The organism is Arthrospira sp. PCC 8006, from assembly GCF_046480465.1.
Taxonomy (GTDB): Bacteria; Cyanobacteriota; Cyanobacteriia; order Cyanobacteriales; family Microcoleaceae; genus Limnospira; species Limnospira platensis.
The window spans coordinates 1-17,357 of record NZ_PKGG01000101.1 but is presented as its reverse complement, the minus strand read 5'-3'; the positions used below and the strand labels follow the sequence as shown (position 1 = coordinate 17,357).

General features: G+C 43.9%; 12 protein-coding genes and 2 pseudogenes. 7 read left to right on the top strand and 7 right to left on the bottom strand.

All coding sequences use genetic code 11. The features are described from left to right. The first annotated feature begins 2 nt into the window (after positions 1–2). The 4 genes and pseudogenes from B9T16_RS15315 (at position 3) to B9T16_RS15300 (ending at position 5,185) form a co-directional block, all read left to right on the top strand. Positions 3–1,327: pseudogene (locus B9T16_RS15315) on the top strand (protein kinase domain-containing protein). A gap of 38 nt (positions 1,328–1,365) precedes the next feature. Beyond that, positions 1,366–2,766 carry an ABC transporter substrate-binding protein gene (locus B9T16_RS15310; protein ID WP_006619827.1) on the top strand — a complete coding sequence of 467 codons (1,401 nt, stop codon included), beginning with the start codon at positions 1,366–1,368 and terminating at the stop codon, positions 2,764–2,766. An 83-nt stretch (positions 2,767–2,849) separates the two neighbouring features. Then, positions 2,850–4,778 carry a hypothetical protein gene (locus B9T16_RS15305; RefSeq protein WP_410245164.1) on the top strand — a complete coding sequence of 643 codons (1,929 nt, stop codon included), beginning with the start codon at positions 2,850–2,852 and terminating at the stop codon, positions 4,776–4,778. Between the two features lie 212 nt (positions 4,779–4,990). Further along, positions 4,991–5,185: a hypothetical protein gene (locus B9T16_RS15300; protein ID WP_410245165.1), complete on the top strand. Its 195-nt coding sequence runs from the start codon at positions 4,991–4,993 to the stop codon at positions 5,183–5,185. A 24-nt stretch (positions 5,186–5,209) separates the two neighbouring features. Here B9T16_RS15300 and B9T16_RS15295 read toward each other — a convergent pair whose 3' ends face one another. The 3 genes from B9T16_RS15295 to B9T16_RS15285 all read right to left on the bottom strand — a co-directional run bounded on the left by B9T16_RS15295 (position 5,210) and on the right by B9T16_RS15285 (position 7,312). Further along, complete coding sequence (locus tag B9T16_RS15295) at positions 5,210–6,079, bottom strand: hypothetical protein (RefSeq protein ID WP_043468197.1); 870 nt, start codon at positions 6,077–6,079, stop codon at positions 5,210–5,212. Between the two features lie 22 nt (positions 6,080–6,101). Then, the gene (locus B9T16_RS15290) at positions 6,102–6,548 is read right to left on the bottom strand and encodes a hypothetical protein (RefSeq protein WP_014275206.1); all 447 of its coding nucleotides are present in this window, start codon (positions 6,546–6,548) and stop codon (positions 6,102–6,104) included. 65 nt (positions 6,549–6,613) lie between these two features. Beyond that, on the bottom strand, positions 6,614–7,312 hold the full coding sequence (locus B9T16_RS15285) for a hypothetical protein (protein WP_043468194.1): 699 nt from the start codon (positions 7,310–7,312) through the stop codon (positions 6,614–6,616). Positions 7,313–7,661: 349 nt separating this feature from the next. On the opposite strand from B9T16_RS15285, the gene B9T16_RS15280 reads away from it, so the two are divergent. Next, complete coding sequence (locus B9T16_RS15280) at positions 7,662–8,444, top strand: hypothetical protein (RefSeq protein ID WP_043468191.1); 783 nt, start codon at positions 7,662–7,664, stop codon at positions 8,442–8,444. Positions 8,445–8,474: 30 nt separating this feature from the next. Here B9T16_RS15280 and B9T16_RS15275 read toward each other — a convergent pair whose 3' ends face one another. Next, positions 8,475–9,599, bottom strand: coding sequence for an aldo/keto reductase (locus B9T16_RS15275; protein ID WP_410245020.1), 1,125 nt, complete (start codon positions 9,597–9,599; stop codon positions 8,475–8,477). Positions 9,600–9,607: 8 nt separating this feature from the next. Continuing rightward, positions 9,608–10,114, bottom strand: coding sequence for a bifunctional nuclease family protein (locus B9T16_RS15270; RefSeq protein ID WP_006619830.1), 507 nt, complete (start codon positions 10,112–10,114; stop codon positions 9,608–9,610). A gap of 312 nt (positions 10,115–10,426) precedes the next feature. On the opposite strand from B9T16_RS15270, the gene B9T16_RS15265 reads away from it, so the two are divergent. Further along, complete coding sequence (locus B9T16_RS15265; protein ID WP_410245019.1) at positions 10,427–11,134, top strand: riboflavin synthase; 708 nt, start codon at positions 10,427–10,429, stop codon at positions 11,132–11,134. An 84-nt stretch (positions 11,135–11,218) separates the two neighbouring features. On the opposite strand, the gene psaB is transcribed toward B9T16_RS15265, so the two are convergent. Further along, positions 11,219–13,444 carry a photosystem I core protein PsaB gene (gene psaB, locus B9T16_RS15260; RefSeq protein ID WP_006619832.1) on the bottom strand — a complete coding sequence of 742 codons (2,226 nt, stop codon included), beginning with the start codon at positions 13,442–13,444 and terminating at the stop codon, positions 11,219–11,221. Positions 13,445–13,524: 80 nt separating this feature from the next. Next, on the bottom strand, positions 13,525–15,780 hold the full coding sequence (gene psaA, locus B9T16_RS15255; protein WP_317269458.1) for a photosystem I core protein PsaA: 2,256 nt from the start codon (positions 15,778–15,780) through the stop codon (positions 13,525–13,527). Positions 15,781–16,370: 590 nt separating this feature from the next. Between psaA and B9T16_RS15250 the strand changes: the two are divergent. Then, positions 16,371–17,357 (top strand): annotated as a pseudogene (locus B9T16_RS15250) (hypothetical protein); the annotation flags it as partial.

The following is a 17,357-nucleotide window of genomic DNA, read 5'->3' as shown; positions in this document are numbered from 1 at the left end:
ACCTGCGGTATGCCCCTGATTTTAGATGGGCGCTACCTAACCGAACGCCTATTGGTCAGGGGGGGTTTGGGGCAGCGTTTTTAGCGCGCGATCGCCGATCGACCAGTTTACGCACCTGTGTTGTTAAGCAGTTTCTCCCAGCCGGAGACTTGGACCCCCAACAATTAGCGATCGCCCAAGGACTATTTGAACGGGAAGCCCAGGTTCTCGATCGCCTCGGACACCAACATCCTCAAATCCCCAATTTGTTAGCCTATTTTCCCCTGGAAGCAACAGGTTGGCAAACTCGCACCCCTCAGCAATTTTTCTATCTAGTTCAAGAATATATCGACGGTCAGAACCTGGAACAGGAACTATCAAGCCGGGGTCCGTTTTCGGAAACTGAAGTGCTGGAAGTAATGCGGGAAATTCTGAATGTCCTGGAATTTGTCCACGGGAAGATGTCATCCACCGCGATCTTAAGCCTTCTAATATTATGCGCGATCGCTCTGGCACTCTGCATTTGCTCGATTTTGGCGCGGTTAAGGAAGTCACACAAGCACCAGGAAATAAATCAACCGGTATCTATTCTGCCGGATTTGCTCCCCCAGAACAAATGCGAGGTCGCAGTGTCTATCCATCTACGGATTTATATGCTTTGGGGGTAACAGCAATTATGTTATTAACAGCCAAAGATCCTGAAGATTTGTTTGATAGCTACAGCAATGCTTGGCTTTGGAAAGATCAGGTGACAATTTCTGATTCCATAACTAACATTCTTGACCGAATGTTACAACCTACCCCTAGCGATCGCTTTGGCGCGGCTACAGAGGTATTAACAGCCCTCAATGCCATGATTTCGCCGCCACCGCCACCGATTTCGCCGCCACCGCCACCTCCTCCCGTAGTTCCTGCGCCTTCTGTAACTCCTCAAAGCGCGCCTGTGTCCGCACCAGTAGCTACTCAAATTCAAGCGCCAACCCCCACCGTCAGGCGACCTTTTTCGATCCTGGAAATTCTAGCATCAGCAGCATTTACCGGCTTTGATGGGGGATTACTGGTGATGGTATTGTGGTCGTTGTTAGATACAATACCTTTGAGTTTGGGGATTGCTGGCTTGCTGTTAGCGGGGTTACTATTAGCTCAAGTGCGCCGTTGGATTGAAAAATGGGATCTGCTGATTGTGGCTGGCATATCTTTTGCGATCGTGTTTTGGGTTGGCACTACACGCGGTAATCTTGAAGTTGCCCAGGTCATCATTTTACCAATATTGACAGCACTATCAGCCGTCGTGGCAACTTCCCTATTTCGTCTAATTTACGGGATTCTGAAACGGCTCATTTCATGAGTTGAACTAGAAGCACAAACGGTATTGGAGATTGGATAATGTCTCAAAAAAACGAAACAGCGATTCTGATTGTAGCCTTGCTGCTTACGGGAGGATTATTAGCCTTTGGGTATTTTGCCTTTACCCAGTGGCAATCACAAACTGAGGCAGACATTAGACCATCTCCGAGTTCCCCAACAGCTAGGAATGACTCCCGACCTAGGGCGATCAGTGCTGGGCAACAGTTATTGGTTGCGAGCACAACTTCCCCGGCTAAACAAGAGGGAATTGAGGCTTTGGCGGCGGGAGATTATTCTAGGGCTGTTTCCGAGTTGGAAGCCTCCCTACAGCAAAATCGCAATGATCCAGAAGCCCTAATTTATCTCAATAATGCCCGCATTGGTGCTGGACAGTCCCATACAATAGCCGTTTCTGTTCCTATCACTACGGCGGAAAATGCAGCCCAGGAAATCCTGCGGGGAGTGGCTCAGGCTCAAAATGAAGTTAACCAAGCCGGGGGTATTAACGGGGTTCCGCTGCGGGTGCTGATTGCTGATGATGCTAATAATCCTAATGTGGCTGAACAAGTGGCTCAGTCTCTAGTGGCTGATGACCAAGTTTTGGGGGTGGTGGGGCATTTTGCTAGTGATGTGACTGTGGCGGCATCCCCGGTTTATCAGCGGGGTCAGTTGGTGGCGATTTCTCCTACCAGTACGTCGATGGAGTTATCTAGGGCGGGGGATTTCATTTTTCGGACGGTTCCGAGCGATCGCTTTACGGCTAATGCCCTGGCAAAATATATGGTAGATAACCTGAATCTCAACCAGGCGGCTATTTTTTATAACGAGGATAGTAGTTATAGTCGTTCTCTCAAAGATGAGTTTACTACGGCTTTATATGGAGATGGCGGCGCTGTGGTGGCGGAGATTAATCTGGCTGAGGGGAATTTTAATAGCTTTGATGCGGTAGAATCAGTTACCCAGCAGGGAGCAGAGGCGATCGTATTATTGGCTAATACGGAAACCGTTAGTCAGGCTTTACAGGTGGTGCGTGTTAATGCTAGAAACTTGCCTGTTTTGGGGGGAGATAGTCTCTACAGACCTGAAGTGCTACAGGTGGGAGGCGATAGCGAGGGTATGGTGGTGGCTATTCCCTGGCATATTCTCAGCCACACTAATTCGGGGTTTCCAGAGGCGGCGACTCAGTTATGGGGTGGTGATATTAACTGGCGGACTACTATGGCCTATGATGCCACTAAAGCGTTGATTGCTGGTATTTCTGGAGATTCTAGCCGCCAGGGAGTTCAAAGGACACTATCAGAACCGGGGTTTTCGGCTAAGGGGGGTGGCGCAAATATCCGTTTTTTGCCTTCTGGCGATCGCAACCAAGCGGCCGAATTGGTTAAGGTTGAACAGGGAAGGCGATCGGGATTGGGTTATGATTTTGTGCCAGTTCCTTGATGTTTAAACGGGTGCGTTTTCGGCTATAATTGTCTGGGGATACTTTCGGGTATAGTCATCAACAGCAAGAAAGGAGATGGGAGGTGTTTGGTCGCCAACTGATTTATTTTTTATCATTATCTGGGTTCCGACCAAAATCTGCTGTCAACAGAAAGGTTTGGCGATCGCATTTTCGGCTATTGATGGATAGGGCGATCGCTATTTTAATTCTCGCCAACCTCAGCTTAGTCGTTTTTGACTTTATCTACCTCAGCAACCGCAATTTATATATACGCTTTGATGATTATCGCCAACAACGTTCTAACAATCCCCAAAGGAAATATTTACAACTCGTAGATAGTCTCCAAACCACCCTAGAACAGCAAGGCTTAAACTCTCCCCAAGTTGACCCTCTCTTAGGCGAAATTAGACAATTGAGCCTCGAAATTCTCATAGAACAACCACCATTTCGGGTTCAAGACTCCAACGGAACTTTAGCAGCTATTAACAACCGACTCCAGGAACATCTCAATACCGATGACCTGGAAACAGCCATCAATACCTTTTGGAGTCGAGAATATTTCACCAATAATGGTTGGGAAAATTCCCTGAGATTTTTTAATATCAATTTACGACATCTATTTACACTATATGAACCTCAATTAAGCTATGATATCATTAAGGGAGTCGAAGCCTATCGACCCTCCCAAAACTATCTGATGCTCGTAGCAGATCTGCAAGCAATTTTAGAATATGAGGGTTTAGAATCGCCCCAAGTTGAACCCTTATTACAACAGCTTCAGCAACTCAGCACCGAGATGATAGACCGCAGTTATATCCCCCAAATTGACAACACTTTAGGGTTAATAACTCATATGAAATATAGGATGGTAGAACATATCCACGGTGGCGATCCATCCACGACTAATCACTTAACACCCACCTTAAAATTTTTGTATTCAATGAGGGTATTAAGTATCCTCGCACCCGAAGTTATTTGGGTAGATCAGTCCTCAAGAGAAGCCTTTAGAACCTTCTGGAGTATTGATAACCTCAGCCAAAAAGGATGGGAAACAGAACTCGATTTTTTTGACAATCAAATAGGTACTTTAATGCGTCAGATGTATTTCCGTCACCTGGGAATAGATGGCGAATTTATTGACCGTTTTTGGCTAGTTGATTTACCTTGGGTAATTGTTTTTTGGCTGTTTTTTCTAGTGGAACTCTCCTTTATTCGTCGTCGCTATCCGCACCTAGGCTTATGGCCATGTATTAGGATGATCTGGTATGACGTATTTTTACTGATTGGGGTTATTCGCCTAATTCGGATAGTTCCAGTTATCATTCACTTAGAAAGAGCCAAATTACCTAATATGGCTACACTTAGGGCTCAAATTCGCCTCAAAGTTATTGCTAGTTTTGGGAATGAATTAATCCAGGTGGTAGTTAACCAAAGCATTAGCCAACTTAAAGCAACTGTCCGCAGCGGAAAACTGCGAAAAATGATTTTTAAATCTCAACAAAAATCGATGAATATCACTAAACCAGAGAGTCCGAGTCAAGTTAAACTAATTAGCGAACAATTATTAAAAGTTACTGCTTGTCATGTTTTACCAGAAGTTCAACAGGATTTAGAAGCCTATCTTCATTATCAGGTGAGTCAGTCTGTTAAACAATCAGGAATTTATCGCCGTTTACAGAAAATTCCGGTGATTCGGAAATTTCCTGAACAGGTGAGTGATAATCTAGTCAAACGCATCGCGGCCATTATCTCCCAGCAGCCTCAAAAATCCTATTATTCGGCACAAAATAAACAACCAGATCCCATCGCGCAAGAATTGCAACAGCGATTAGTTAACAGGTTTTTAGATGTGTTACGTTCCGAACTCAAAAATAATGAAACTATCCAAGAAGTTGAATATATTTTAATTGACTTTTTAGACCAAGCCAAAATCAATAACGTTGAATCGGCGCAACCAGACCCAGAAACTCCGGCGCTAAAACCGGCGAACTTCCCAGATGAATTTGACTAAAATCGGATCTGTGCAATCTTTCCGCCGCCACCAAAATCGATAATGATTGTCGTTTGGCAATGCGTAAATTTGACCTTAATAAAGAATTGGAGGCGCTATGGCTTGCCACTAAAATCGGATATTTTTTTGAAAAAAAAGTAGCATCAAAACCTCAATATCACACATGACAGCCTATTTATGTTCTTCATAAGATGCTACGGGATATTCCGTGAATCCATATACTTAATAGCTATTCTGGTGTAGTTAGTAGCGTTAATTTTAACCATGATGGTAATCGGATAGTTTCAACTTCTGCTGACAAAACCGTGAAACTTTGCAAGGCAGAAAATATCGATGAATTATTAAATCGTGCCTGTGAATGGCTGCGTCCATATTTAACCAATAATTCTAAAAATATCTCCAATTAAATTAATGCGATCGCTTGCTGATATTTATTCACAATAATTGATTTTTAATGAAGGATAAGTATAGAGCCATCTTCCATGACCAATTTCAGCATTGTGAAAACCATTTTTTTGCAAAAAAATGACGAAAGATTTAGCTTTAGATACCTGATAAAAAGAAGCGACCTGAATTTTATTTACTTCCGGGTCGTGCCAAGCATCACAACAAAATTTTCTGCGAATATTTTGTAAATTTATGTAGCTATATTCAACCCAAATTGGATACCATACATTAGCGCCTCCAGCCGTGAAATCTCCGCAGCTATTGAGGGGAAATTGGTAATTTGTTGATTCCATATTTTGGATATTCTCCATAGACGAATAGGTGGGTATATTTTGATATACTAAATAGGTGGGTATATTGTGATATACTAAAACAGAGGAAAATAAAGACATTAAAAATACAAATTTATAAGTAGGAAATAATGGTTTTATGGTTATACATTTACTGACAACAATAGGACTGATTACAGCTAAAATGATGATGAAAAATATAATGATTATTTTATCAAAACTATATTCACGCCAATGGGTTAATATCTGGTAAAAATCAAATTTATCATTTTTTATATCAAAAAAATAAGTGATACCACTTAAAGCCATAAAAATATTAAAAATTGTTAACAATAAACCCGCAATCGAATATGCTAACTTTTGCCACAAATTACCCAATCCCAAGTATTGGTAAAGTTTTCTACTTTCCAGAAAAAAACAGATTATGGTTCCTGATACGATGGCTGATATCAAGTAATTCCAAAAATTATTGTATCCTAATATTGATATCATTCCCATAAATATTATGGCAAAGCTTAAAACAGTGGCTATTGAAAAAGATGTGACTAATATCAGCCAAAACATGATTAATTCTACATCTAAATATTTAATCCAACCAATCTATATCTGTTAACCATCCAACAATTGCCGGGCTCGCCGTGGTAATTATTGTGACTAATATAATGTAAAAAAACTGCTCTCCCGTCTCAGCTTTTTGTAAGACTTCCATGATGCCCATATTTTTACCAGCCGCTACATTACTCAATATAAGATAACGAGCATTACCATTTAGTGAAGTGGTAAAATCAAATAAAATACATAATACTAATATTACCGGCAAAAACAATGTAAAATCATTCGTTCCAGAACGAGCCAACTTCAAAATACCTTTAGTACAAAGATTGACAGATGCAATAGTAATAGCCACAACAACAGCAATTCCCCATGCTATAATATTGGTTCCTAAAACACCAACTATACCAAGTGCAGTGGTAATTACATCCCAGACCATGGGAAAAAATAAAGCAAAAATCAAGATAGTTTTTATATTCATTTGGTTCCGTTTAATTATGAGGAAAGATTGTTAATTTTATAGATGTTGACTAAGCAAGATTGATATCAAGGTGAAGGAAGTCGATCAATTTCCTTGAAGTCCTGGAATTTAGAATCAGGTGAAGCATCATAACTTTTATCACGTTTTTCTGGCAAAAAATGTTCTGTTTGTGCATCATTTTCTAAGCTACTGTCTTCGGGAAATGATTGATTTTCTCGGTGGGGCAATTCATTAGATGAAGTTTGTAATTCTACTATAATAAAAGCCAAAGGAAGTCCTATCAATAAACTTAGTATTACCATGAAAGCAAAAATTTTACTAGTCGAATTATTTTGGCTTTTTTTCAATTTTTGTTGATTATTTTTATCTTCTAAAGTTATTAATATTTCTTGGATAAAGTTATCCCAACATTGTAGAAATTCATGTCGTAATTCTGTAAAAGGTTGATTGATTTTTGTACCTGGCAATTCAAAAGTTTTTGATAAAGTTTCAAGTCCCTGTGTAATTTTTGGGTTATCTATAAAATATTGTTTGGTTAATTCCAAAAAGTTAGAAATTAGGGTTTCGAGTCTTGTACTAAATTGATCATGCTTTCCTTGATCTAGCTGATCTATCTCAGAAATATGTGGCGATAAAGTTTTGATTTTTTCTTGATACATAGGATATTTAACAACGGATGAATTTTCCAAGTATTGTTCAAAAATACTATAAAAACTTGTTGTTTTCGTGAATAATTTGTCATTATTTTGAGTATAATTTGACATATTAGTTTTATGGCTCGAATCAAAATTCAAGATATAGTTACATATTGGCGCTTATTATACATCTTTAGTAGTCACACAAAGTAATATAAAGTAACAATAAAGTAATAATAAAGTAATATATTGATGATTGTGCTGAATGCTAATGTTGAGGTATAGACAATGATACTGCTTCTATAGCTGAACTGGAATTTATCTTACCGGCTTTGCTGGTGAAGTTGATGTTTTTCGAGTATCATAGCAAAACAGTAGTTAACTTTTGGCAAGTAGCTATATGTGGTTGCCTAAGTTGCATTTGATGAATGTGTAGCTTTTTGCTCACAAGTGCTTACCTTTTGAGGGACTTTGAGTGATGATAGTTGACGAAGCACTGGTAATTGTGGAAGCAGTACTCGATTATGAACGCCTCAACGATGTTCAAGAGGTCGTATTTCGTCAGGCTTGGGAAGGTTTATCTTACCGTGAAATGGCTAAAAGCACTGGCTATGCGGAGGATTACCTCAAGGATGCAGGCGCGAAACTCTGGCAAATGCTGACTAATGCCTTTGGAGAAAAGGTAAAAAAAGGTAATTTAAAATCTGTTCTGAAGCGATATTTACGGCGGCATCAAATTATCGTACACCGTAATAAGGTGACTGGGGTTAATGTGATTGGAACCAATTTTGATAGCACAAGAGTTGTGGGAAACTTATATGAATCCAACTTTTGTCAAGCCGATTTGTATAAGGAGCAAAGCTATGAAAAATCAGAAAAACAGACAAATGCTGAATCTGAACAGGAGTTAAACTATCAATCTTTAACTTATTCTTGGAATGGCTGGCAGTTTCGGTCTCAAGCAGAAGTGAATATTGCCGAAGCACTAGATCGCGCCGATGTTTTGTTTTTCCCAAATGCTAAAGCCCGGTTGACTACCCCAGATGGAAAGCAAAACCCATCTCCTCATTTCCTAGTCTGTTACAAAACAAAACTGGGTATTTTAGCGGTAGATGTAGACGATCGCGATCGCGAAACCAATATGGATTTTCTTCTACAGTCGCAAGGTATTTGCATTGTCCAGCATTATGATATCACTGAATGTACCGAAAAGCCTGATCTCGTTGTCATAGAGTTTTTAGAGCTTTTGATGCAAGCCTAAAATCGATTAATAAAACATATCCTAAAAACCCTAAGAGTCCCACAAACGTCGTCGTTGAGATCCTCCCAGTCGCTGGTGAGTGTCTCGCAACAGACGGGGAATATCTAAATTTTGAGGACAGCGAGGTAAACAGTCGCCGCAGTCGGTACATCGATCGCCTCTACGTCCAGGAAACCAATGTCCGGCATTCTCAAACATACCATAGCGATACTTACCAAATTGGGTCATATGGTAGGCGATCGCCAAATTTCGTAACCTCAGCACTTCGGGAATATTAATCAGTTCAGGACATGGTAAACATTGATAACACTGTTTACAGGTATCGGTTGCTAATGTTTCCTCTAAGGCAGTTTCCAGAGCCATGAAGGCGCTTTGTTCCGACTCAGTGAGGGATTCTACGGAATCGGCTACTTGTAGGGGTAAATCTAATTCTTGAGGGTTAGCGGCTCCTAAACTGAGGGTAGTAATGCGGCGATCGCTCAATAAAAATCGATAATTCAACTGGAGGGGGGAAAATGGATGGCATAGCTGAGTTAACTTAGCTGGGGGGGTGTAGAGTTGTCCCCCCTTATCGGCTGGGGAAATAATGAAAATCCCCATGTCCTTTTGAGATGCTAGGGTGATGGCGGGAGCATGGCGCTGGAAAAAATAGTAATAATGGAGATTGATAAACTCAAAGCGATCGCTATTAATCGCTTCCAGAATCACCTCAACCGGAGCATGGGTCGAGAACCCCAGATGTCTGACCCGTCCATCTGCAATGGCTCTGTCAATACCCACAATACCAGCGATCGCCTCCGTGAGATGTTCGGGGGTATTAATACCATGAATCGCCAAACCATCGAGATAGTCAAGATTCAGCCTAGTTAGGGAATCATCGATCGCCTTTTCTAAAGCATCAGGATCAGACATGGGTGGGATCTTGGTAGTAATATAAAGCTGCGATCGCTCCACAGGTAGACCACCTAGCAAAGTCGCTCCCAGATACTCCTCACTTTTCCCATAACCTTTGGCAGTCTCTATATGGTTAATTCCCATGGAAACTGCCCTTTCTATAGTTTGGTGGGCATTTTCCGGGGATGCTAAATAGCGCATTGTTCCCAGGGAAAAGACTGATAGAGGTAAATTGGTTTTACCAAAGCGTCGATAACGCATGATTTTAGTTATTGAGCTTCGTCTTTGCGAAAATCTGCCCGTCTAATCAACTCTTCTGGACTCAGGTTAGCAACAAAATCGCGAAAGGCGCGTCTTTCGGCTTCGTCAGCATCACGATCGACAGGGATAGAAGCATCAGCGATGACTTCTTCCATGACCCAGATCGGGCTATCGGTACGCAGTGCAATGGAAATGGCATCAGAAGGACGCGCATCAATTTCTTTACGATTCTCCCCTTGACGTACAATCAAGACTGCATAAAATGTATTGTCTTGGAGGGAGTGAATCACAATCCGCTCTAAAACCATATCCCAGGTTTCCATGAGATTGACAAATAAATCATGGGTTAGGGGTCGCGGGGGTTGATGGTTTTCCAAAGCGCCGATTATCGATTTAGCCTGATCCTGACCGATAAAAATAGGTAAGGCTCGTCGCTCAGACGCATCTCTGAGTAACACAATAGGGCTGCGTGTGGTAGCGTCTAGTGCAATTCCGGCGACTTTCATTTCAATCATCGGTTCAGCCTCGATAAAATACGATAGACAAACAACAAGTGGTTAGACCCGCCAGTAAGAATCCAGCAATTCCAGTATGCCTTGATTTTTACCCGAATTGACGACAATTGCTCTGAAATTGTGGACAGCTCGTTGGTGAATATGGTCAAACAATGCCGGATAATTAACTGATGTTAGCCTAAAAATCTAGGTTTAATGGGCATTCTAGCTTACTGGGAAGGTAATCGCTAGGGATTTTTCCTGGTCATGGGAGTTACCACCTAGGTGATTGGTTGTGTTTGTTTAACGTTCACTTGATACGGGAAAAAAGTTATGTTTACCGGATTAATTCAGGCCTTGGGGACGATTGAGAGTTTGGGGCGATCGCGCTTTCAGATAGCTTGTCAGGTGGGTGCAACTAATCTGATTTTGGGGGATTTGGCGATCGGTGATAGTGTGGCGGTTAATGGGGTTTGTCTAACAGTGGTGGAAATTATGCCCCGTGGCTTGGTGGCGGAGGCTTCCCCGGAAACTTTGGGTCGGACTACTTTGGGTAGTGATTTAAATGGTTATGTGAATTTGGAGGCTTCCCTGCGTGCGGGGAGTAAGTTGGGAGGACATTTTGTGACGGGTCATGTTGATGCGATCGCCACCCTGGAGGCGGCGGTGTCTGTGGGTAATTCCTGGGAAATGCGTTTTGTTCCCCCCAGTGATGCTGATCTGTGGAATCAACAGATTGCTCCCTATTTGGTTGCTAAGGGTAGTATTGCCGTTAATGGGGTGAGTTTGACTATTTCAGAATGCGATCGTCATAGTCGTTGGTTTGCAGTCGCTGTTATCCCTCACACTTACCAAAATACCAATCTTTGCACCTTGGAAACTGGTAGTTTAGTCAACTTGGAAGCAGATATTTTGGGTAAATATGTCGCTAAATTTCTCAGTATAAATTCCACCGATTCCGTGAATATTTATCATCAGCAATCTCTCACAGCTACCCCAGAAATTACCCCAGAATTTCTCAGCGAACATGGTTTTAATTAGTCCATCAATTAATTATTAGTAAAAAAAAAGCCCCCCACCAATGGTGGAGGACTTGCAACTAATTACCTAACATTAGGGTTCAGTTTAACCGAACTTACCAGCAGTTGAGGCAATTAGGAAGGCTGCGTAGGTGAGGATATAGCCAACGGTGAAGTGAGCTAAACCAACAACGCGAGCTTGAACGATGGACAGAGCCACTGGCTTATCTTTCCAGCGAACCAGGTTCGCCAAAGGAGTGCGCTCATGAGCCCAAACAATGGTCTCGATGAGTTCTTGCCAGTAACCACGCCAGGAGATCAGGAACATGAAACCAGTCGCCCAAACCAAGTGTCCGAACAGGAACATCCAGGCCCAAACAGAGAGGTTGTTAGTTCCGAAGGGGTTGTAACCATTGATTAACTGGGAAGAGTTCAACCACAGATAATCGCGGAACCATCCCATCAGGTAGGTAGAAGATTCGTTGAACTGAGCAACGTTACCTTGCCAGATACCCAGGTGCTTCCAGTGCCAGTAGAAAGTTAACCAGCCCAGGGTGTTCAGCATCCAGAACATAGCTAGGTAGAAGGAATCCCAAGCGGAGATGTCGCAAGTACCGCCACGGCCGGGGCCATCACAAGGGAAGGCATAGCCGAAGTCTTTTTTGTCGGGCATCAGCTTGGAACCACGAGCATCCAACGCACCTTTGACCAGAATCAGGGTGGTGGTGTGCAGACCGAGAGCGATCGCATGGTGAACCAAGAAATCGCCAGGGCCAATGGTTAAGAACAGAGAGTTAGTGCCGGAGTTGATGGCATCCAGCCAGCCAGGCAACCAAACGTTACCGTAGTTAGGCCAAGCAGTGGTGGCAATGCTTTCAGGATTGGAAAGCAGCACATCCATTGCATAAACCGCTTTACCATGAGCAGCCTGAATGAACTGAGCGAATACAGGCTCAATCAGGATTTGCTTTTCAGGAGTACCGAAGGCAACCACAACATCGTTATGAACATAAATGCCCAAAGTGTGGAAACCGAGGAACAGAGACACCCAGCTCAGGTGAGAGATGATTGCCTCTTTGTGATCCAAAACACGAGCTAAAACGTTACCTTTGTTTTGCTCAGGATCATAGTCACGAACCAGGAAGATAGCGCCGTGGGCAAAAGCACCGACCATTAAGAAGCCAGCAATGTACTGATGGTGCGTGTAAAGAGCAGCCATCGTGGTGTAGTCCTTAGCAATGAAAGCATAAGGAGGAATGGAGTACATATGCTGGGCAACCAGGGAGGTGATTACACCCAGACAAGCCAAGTGCCATCCTAACTGGAAGTGGAGAGAGTTGTTATAGGTCTCATAAATGCCTTGGTGAGGCATATTAAAAGGACCTTCGAGACGACGACCAAAGAAGTCTTTGGCATCGCACATTTCTTTGATGCTGTGACCGATTCCGAAGTTAGTCCGGTACATATGGCCCGCGATGATGAAAATCACGGCGATCGCCAGATGGTGGTGAGCCATATCGGTCAGCCACAGGGACTCGGTTTGGGGATGAAATCCACCTAAGAAAGTCAGAATCGCAGTCCCTGAACCTTCAGAAGTACCGAACACATGACGAACGGTGTCAGGATTCTGAGCGTAAACTCCCCAGTTACCAGTAAAGAAGGGAGCCAAACCCGCCGGGTGAGGCAGAGTGCTCAAGAAGTTATCCCAACCCACGTGCTGTCCGCGAGATTCGGGGATAGCGACGTGAACCAAGTGACCAGTCCAAGCCAAGGAACTAACACCGAACAGACCTGCCAAGTGGTGGTTCAAACGAGATTCAGCGTTTTTGAACCAGGACAGACTGGGGCGGTACTTGGGTTGCAGGTGCAACCAACCAGCAAACAGGAAGACTGCAGCCAGTAGAAGTAGGAAGATAGAACCTTGGTAGAGGTCTCCATTGGTCCGCATCCCGATGGTGTACCACCAGTGGTAAACACCAGAGTATGCGATATCAACGGGGTTAGAAGCGCCAGCTTGGGTGAATGCGTCAACAGCGGGTTGCCCAAATTGGGGGTCCCAAATAGCGTGAGCAATGGGACGTACATTTAAGGGATCTTTAATCCACTGTTCAAAATTGCCTTGCCAAGCGACGTGGAACAGGCTGCCAGAAGTCCAGAGAAAGATGATGGCGATGTGTCCAAAGTGAGAGGCAAAAATCTTTTGGTAAAGATTCTCCTCGGTCATTCCATCATGAGTCTCAAAATCATGGGCTGTGGCAATCCCGTACCAAATCCGACGAGTGGTCGGATCTTGAGCCAAATCCTGGCTAAATTTTGGGAATTTCGTTGCCATAAGTCCTAACTAAATGGTGTTCTCATTAAGTCCGCCCAGGGAAATCGAGGCAGTTACCCCGATTCCCGAGCGAAGAACCCTCATCCTACGGAGATGATGCGGGCGAGGAAGAATGCCCAGGTGGTGACAATTCCCCCTAGAAGGTAGTGAGCTACTCCCACCGCACGACCCTGAATGATGCTCAGAGCGCGAGGTTGGATGGCCGGAGCCACTTTGAGCTTGTTGTGTGCCCAAACAATGGACTCGATTAGTTCTTGCCAGTAGCCACGGCCACTGAACAGGAACATCAGGCTGAAGGCCCATACAAAGTGAGCCGCCAAGAACATCAAGCCGTAGGCTGAAAGGGCTGACCCATAGGAGTTGATTACCTGAGAGGCTTGCGCCCACAAGAAATCACGCAACCATCCATTAATGGTAATAGCACTTTGGGCAAAATTGCCATTGGTAATGTGACTAATCGTGCCGTCAGAGGCGACGGTTCCCCAAACGTCAGACTGCATCTTCCAACTGAAGTGGAAAATCACAATTGACAGGGAGTTATACATCCAGAACAAGCCAAGGAACACATGGTCCCAACCAGATACTTGGCAGGTGCCGCCACGACCAGGGCCGTCGCAGGGGAAGCGGAATCCCAACTCGCTTTTATCGGGAATTAGGCGAGAACTGCGGGAGTACAGAACACCTTTGAGCAGAATTAAAACGGTCACGTGAATTGTGAAGGCATGGATGTGGTGAACCATGAAGTCCGCCGTACCCAATGCGATCGGCATCATTGCGACCTTGCCACCCACAGCAATTACATCACCGCCAAAGGCAGGACTAACGCTGGCGAGGGCATTGGGGGCTGTATTGCCCGGTGCTAGAGTGTGCAGGTTTTGCACCCACTGAGCAAAGATAGGTTGCAGTTGAATTCCTGTGTCAGAGAACATATCTTGGGGACGACCAAAGGCACGCATGGTGTCGTTATGGACGTACAGCCCAAAGCTATGGAAGCCCAGGAAGATACAAACCCAGTTTAGATGAGAGATGATGGCATCCCGATGACGGATTACCCGGTCTAGTAAGTTGTTAACATTCTTAGCCGGATCGTAATCCCGCACCATAAAGATGGCAGCGTGAGCACCAGCACCCACAATACAGAATGCTCCAATCCACATATGGTGAGTGAACAGAGACAGTTGAGTGGGGTAGTCTGTTGCGATATAGGGATAGGGAGGCATGGCATACATGTGGTGAGCCACAATGATGCTCAATGAACCCAACATTGCTAAGTTAATAGACAGTTGAGCGTGCCAAGAAGTTGTCAGAACTTCATAGAGCCCTTTGTGGCCTTCTCCAGTGAAGGGGCCTTTGTGAGCTTCTAATAATTCCTTCATGCTATGGCCAATACCCCAGTTCGTCCGGTACATATGACCGGCAATGATGAATAGAACTGCTAGAGCTAGGTGGTGGTGAGCTGTATCGGACAGCCACAAACCGCCAGTCTGAGGATTTAAACCACCCTTAAAGGTTAGGAAGTCTGCGTAAACTCCCCAATTTAAAGTGAAGAATGGGGTTAGTCCTTGCTTAAAGCTCGGATACAGTTCCGCCATCAAGCTGGAGTTCAGAATGAACTCATGGGGCAGGGGGATGTCTTTAGGAGCCACCCCGGCATCCAGCAGCTTGTTAATTGGCAAAGACACATGAATTTGGTGTCCAGTCCAACCCAAGCAGCCTAAGCCCAATAGTCCAGCTAGGTGATGGTTCATCATCGACTCCACATTCTGGAACCATTCCAGTTTGGGAGCACGTTTATGGTAGTGGAACCAACCAGCGAATAGCATCAGACCCGCCATCACCAATGCACCGATCGCTGTGCAGTAGAGTTGGAACTCGTTGGTGATACCGGAAGCTCGCCATAATTGGAACAATCCAGAGGTGATCTGGATGCCTTGGAAGCCACCACCTACATCGGCATTCAAAATTTCTTGGCCAAAGATGGGCCATACAACTTGTGCGCTCGGTTTAATCCCTGTTGGGTTTGTTAACCAAGCCTCGTAGTTGGAAAACTTCGCGCCGTGGAAATATGCACCACTCAGCCAAATGAAGATTACTGCCAGATGGCCGAAGTGAGCGCTAAAGATTTTGCGCGAAATATCTTCTAAATCGCTGGTATGACTATCGAAGTCGTGAGCGTCGGCGTGCAGGTTCCAAATCCAGGTTGTCGTACTTGGACCTTTGGCAAGATCGCGGCGAAAATGACCGGGTTTTCCCCACCTTTCAAAAGAGGTAGGAGTTGGGTCCTTGTCTACCGTGACCTTGGCTTTTGCCTCCCGCTCTGGAGGACTGATGGTCATTTAGACTCTCCTCTCCGTATCACAAATAACAAAAATATTGTTGCAGATTATGAAACGGGATTTTTAAGCCCCTTCATCATCCTTCACAAAAGTTTAGAGTGTTCTTAACTTTTGTTGGGGGCAACAACAAACCCTTAGTTTTGCCTTGGGCATTTAAAGGCATATTATAACGACAACTGTATGCTTCTGTCTACAACAGTTTTTGATTCTGCCGTCAGCCGCTGTTGTCTGTAAATTGTATATCATCTTTCCGAGTCACATGGGGGAGTCGGTAACAATAATTAAGAATTCCTAAAACCCCTATAAAATCTTGGATTTAGCCCATATCAGCCGAAAAACTCTGTAAAGATCTGCATTGAACCGTTACAAAACTTAAAATTTGCTGCCATCAACTACTTTTATATACAGTTGGTAGCGGGACCAGTCGCTGGATCATGGCAGCCCCTGGACATAGATAAAAATGTTAAGGATAATCAGCATTTTATCAATATGTGTTTGACATATATATTAAGGATCGGGTCTGTTTTGGGCTATAGTTGCATACAATACGGTTTCTTTGCACGATTTGGGTTTTAGGAGTTTATTTAATTGTGTCTGTGAACAAGTTCTGGTGGACTCCCATCAAAAAACTGCTGACTATTTTACTCGTCGCAGTAATCACGTTTCAGATGACTGGGTGTGGTGACTCTGAACCGACTGATCCATCAATTACCCAGACATCATCAGCGAAAACTGTTAAGCAGAGTATTTCGGAAGTATCCCCCCCAGATATCATTCAAAAATTACACCCAGCCCTCGATCGCTATCAACCTCAAGTCCAAATTATCAGTCCTCAACCAGACGAGTTGCTACAGGATAATAATGTCACAGTCCAACTACAAGTTTTGGACTTCCCCACCTTCCGAGACGAAACACTAGGTGATGGTCCCCACTTACATTTAATTATCGACAACGATAGCGATCGCCATATTTACAATCCCACGGAACCGATTATCCTATCAGACCTGAAACCAGGAACCCATACCCTGCGAGTTTTTGCTGTCTATCCCTGGGGCGAAAGTTTCAAAAATGATGGTTCAAGTGCGATCGCCACATTTCACATTTACACCAAAACCCCCAATAACAACCCAGATCCAAAACTTCCCTTACTCACCTATAACCGTCCCCAAGGAACCTATGGTGCTGAACCCATTTTGCTGGACTTCTATTTAGACAACGCCCCCCTACATTTAATCGCCCAAGAAGATCCAGAAGATGAAATCATCGATTGGCGTATCCGCGTCACTGTCAACGGCGAAAGTTTTATTATCGATCGCTGGGAACCCATATATTTAAAAGGATTCCAACCCGGTAAAAACTGGGTACAACTGGAATTTTTAGACGAACTCGGAGAACCCCTGAATAACGTCTACAACAACATCGCAAGAGTTCTCACCTACGACCCCAAAAGCCAAGATACCCTATCTAAACTAATTCGCGGTCAATTATCTCTATCCCAGGCTAGGGGTTTGGTTGAAGCGAACTATACCAGCCCAACTTTAGCCCCCTCTCCTGAAATTGAGGAAGTCTCAGAACCT

Coding starts and splice junctions, on each gene's coding strand:
- B9T16_RS15290 (WP_014275206.1), bottom strand. CDS start 6,548: ATGAATATAAAAACTATCTTGATTTTTGCTTTATTTTTTCCCATGGTC.
- B9T16_RS15280 (WP_043468191.1), top strand. CDS start 7,662: ATGATAGTTGACGAAGCACTGGTAATTGTGGAAGCAGTACTCGATTAT.
- B9T16_RS15285 (WP_043468194.1), bottom strand. CDS start 7,312: ATGTCAAATTATACTCAAAATAATGACAAATTATTCACGAAAACAACA.
- psaA (WP_317269458.1), bottom strand. CDS start 15,780: ATGACCATCAGTCCTCCAGAGCGGGAGGCAAAAGCCAAGGTCACGGTA.
- B9T16_RS15275 (WP_410245020.1), bottom strand. CDS start 9,599: ATGCGTTATCGACGCTTTGGTAAAACCAATTTACCTCTATCAGTCTTT.
- B9T16_RS15265 (WP_410245019.1), top strand. CDS start 10,427: ATGTTTACCGGATTAATTCAGGCCTTGGGGACGATTGAGAGTTTGGGG.
- B9T16_RS15295 (WP_043468197.1), bottom strand. CDS start 6,079: ATGTTTTGGCTGATATTAGTCACATCTTTTTCAATAGCCACTGTTTTA.
- B9T16_RS15270 (WP_006619830.1), bottom strand. CDS start 10,114: ATGATTGAAATGAAAGTCGCCGGAATTGCACTAGACGCTACCACACGC.
- psaB (WP_006619832.1), bottom strand. CDS start 13,444: ATGGCAACGAAATTCCCAAAATTTAGCCAGGATTTGGCTCAAGATCCG.
- B9T16_RS15310 (WP_006619827.1), top strand. CDS start 1,366: ATGTCTCAAAAAAACGAAACAGCGATTCTGATTGTAGCCTTGCTGCTT.